Origin of the sequence: Algoriphagus sp. (assembly GCF_046296635.1) — a bacterium.
GTDB lineage: Bacteria > Bacteroidota > Bacteroidia > Cytophagales > Cyclobacteriaceae > Algoriphagus.
Map to the genome: position 1 here is coordinate 1 of NZ_JBKBKZ010000053.1, position 2,741 is coordinate 2,741.

Below are 2,741 nucleotides of genomic sequence, written 5' to 3' on the forward strand. Positions count from 1 at the left end.
AAAAAATGGCCCGCGGCTCCGCGCGCCCACCTTTTTTCCTTTTATTATTGGGGGGGTTGTAATCGGGGGCGGCGCCCAAAATACCCCCCCTCCCCTAAAAACAAAGCCCACGGACACCGATCAGCTTGCCCGCCGTGGCGGGAAGTCGAGGTGCAACTTTATAAAATTTGGCTACTGGCAGGATTGAGGATAATCACATTAATAAATATAACATATTGAGAATCCTTAGAAACCCTTGATTTTGGGTTTCTTTGGTCTCCAGTCTTCCAACCCGTATGCAAGAGTTACTTCGTCTAATGGCAGAATTTTATATATCCAAATACTAAAAACCCAAATCCCCCCCTTCCATGAGCTATAAAATGGAACAAACCATGCGCTGGTATGGCCCAAAAGACCCGGTAAGCCTAAGAGATATTCTTCAATCAGGTGCCACAGGCATAGTCAATGCGCTGCATCACATTCCAAACGGTGAAGTTTGGAGCCGTGAAGAAATCAAGATTCGTAAAAACATGATCGAAGAGGCCGGACTGACTTGGTCCGTGGTCGAATCTGTTCCAGTCCATGAGGTGATCAAAACCAGAACGGGTGACTTCGAGCAAATCATCGAAAACTATAAAGAAACCCTTCGAAACCTTGCTGCTGAGGGAGTTTTCACAGTTTGCTATAACTTCATGCCGATCCTGGACTGGACGCGTACCAACCTGGAATTTGAGTTACCGAATGGAGCAAAGGCACTTTTTTATGAAAAGAAGGCTGTTCAGGCCTTTGACTTATTTATTCTCAATAGACCAGAGGCAGCAACAGAATATTCTGAAGAAGAAATGTCCGAAGTTAAATCCTACTACGACGGCTTATCTCATGACCAAAAACAACTGATCAAAGAAAATATTCTCAAGGGATTGCCTGGTTCGGAGATCGGCTACACGCTGGATGAATTCCGCGCCATGCTGAAAACCTATGAAGGAATCGATGCCAAAAAACTGGGAGAACATCTTCGCCTTTTCTTGGACTCGGTCACTCCGGTAGCCGAAGAAGTTGGGGTTTATCTTTGCATCCACCCGGATGATCCTCCGTTTTCGCTTTACGGACTTCCAAGAGTGGTCAGCACGGCTTCGGACGCTCGAAGGATTCTTTCCGAAACACCAAGTCATCACAATGGACTGACGTTTTGTACCGGTTCATACGGTGTCAGAGCGGATAATGACCTTCCCGCTATGGTCCGTGAGTTTGGTGATCGAATCCACTTCATCCATTTGCGAAGCACCAAAAGAGATGCAGCGGGAAACTTCTACGAAGACAATCACCTCGAAGGAAATGTGCCCATGGTGGAAGTAATCGATGAGATTCTGAAAGTGCAGGAGAAGCGTGGCAAAAGCCTTCCGATGCGACCAGACCACGGCCATCAGATGCTAGATGATTTGCATAAAAAGACCAATCCGGGTTATTCAGCCATTGGTCGACTCAAAGGACTCGCTGAAATTCGTGGAGTGGAGGAAGCTTTGCTTTGGGTGAAGAAGTCGGGAAGTTAGGAGGTTGGGAAGTTTGGAGGTTGTGAGTGGTGATGCGTGAGTAGTGAGTAGGCAGTCTCAGTATGCAGGTTTGAGAGAAGTTTGGAGGATAGGAAGCTGGGAAGTTTGGAGGTTGTGAGTGGTGAGTAGGCAGTTGCAGTAGGCAGTTGCAGTAGGCAGTTTTGAGAGAAGTTTGGAAGTTAGGAGGTTGGGAAGTTGGGAGGTATGGGGGTATGGAAGTTGTAAGTGGTGAAGAGTGAGTAGTTAGTCGCAGCAGCTAGAAGTCAGTATTCTTGTGTCTTGTGTCTTGTGTCTAGCTACTTTCTTTTTTATTGTGAAATCCAGCCCTGAAGGGGCAATCCAGTTTGGAAGTTGTGAATGGTGAAGGGTGAGTAGGCAGTTGCAGTAGGCAGTTTTGTGATGTGGGAGGCTTGGAGGATGCAGCCCTGAAGGGGCGATCTGTAACAGCCCCAAATGAAATTTGGGGTAATTGAATACCAGTGAAAACCAGAGCTCTGAAGGAGCGATCCAACTCATGAACGAAACCTACAAACCTTTTCCACAAACCTATCTCGACATCCAAAAGGCCACCTTGGAAAATGGATTTACAATGGCATCTGATCTTTCGGCTTGTTCTTTCCTACGGACAATGGCAGGCACAAAGCCTGGTGGAAATTTCTTGGAATTGGGAACAGGCACTGGCCTTTCTACTGCTTGGATTCTGGATGGCATGGACCAAACTTCAAACCTTACCTCGATTGACTTTGATGATTCGGTTTTGTCCATTGCCCAGCAATTTTTAGGCACTGATCCACGCCTGAAACTAGAATTGATCGATGGGGAAAAATGGGTAGAAGGTAACCGTGAGGCTCGCTTTGATTTTATCTTCGCCGATACTTGGCATGGCAAATACTTAATGCTCGATGAAGTGCTGGAAATGCTTTCAATCGGTGGATTGTACATCGTGGATGATATGTTGCCCCAACCGAATTGGCCAGAAGGACATGCCGAAAAAGCGGAAAAGTTTATAGAAAGTCTGGAAGCTTTTCCTTTCTTAACTATTACTAAGCTCAATTGGTCCACGGGGATAATCGTGGCTACGAGGAGGTATTGATTTGTAGTCAATAATTTCAATTTAAATAAAGCTCACGGATGGCAGTAGAGTAGAGTCGTCAGGGAAGAGAATCCCTGACGTACCCCCTCTTCAATCCGTACGTGCGGTTTTCCCGCATA

General features: G+C 46.3%; 2 protein-coding genes. Both read left to right on the plus strand.

Annotation, left to right across the window (positions count from 1 at the left end; translation table 11 throughout):
• The first annotated feature begins 347 nt into the window (after positions 1-347).
• Positions 348-1,529: a mannonate dehydratase gene (gene uxuA, locus ACK4HU_RS21900; RefSeq protein WP_409810333.1), complete on the plus strand. Its 1,182-nt coding sequence runs from the start codon at positions 348-350 to the stop codon at positions 1,527-1,529.
• 514 nt (positions 1,530-2,043) lie between these two features.
• Positions 2,044-2,622 (plus strand): O-methyltransferase, encoded by a 579-nt coding sequence (locus tag ACK4HU_RS21905; RefSeq protein ID WP_409810336.1) that lies wholly within the window; start codon positions 2,044-2,046, stop codon positions 2,620-2,622.
• The last annotated feature ends 119 nt before the right edge of the window (positions 2,623-2,741 follow it).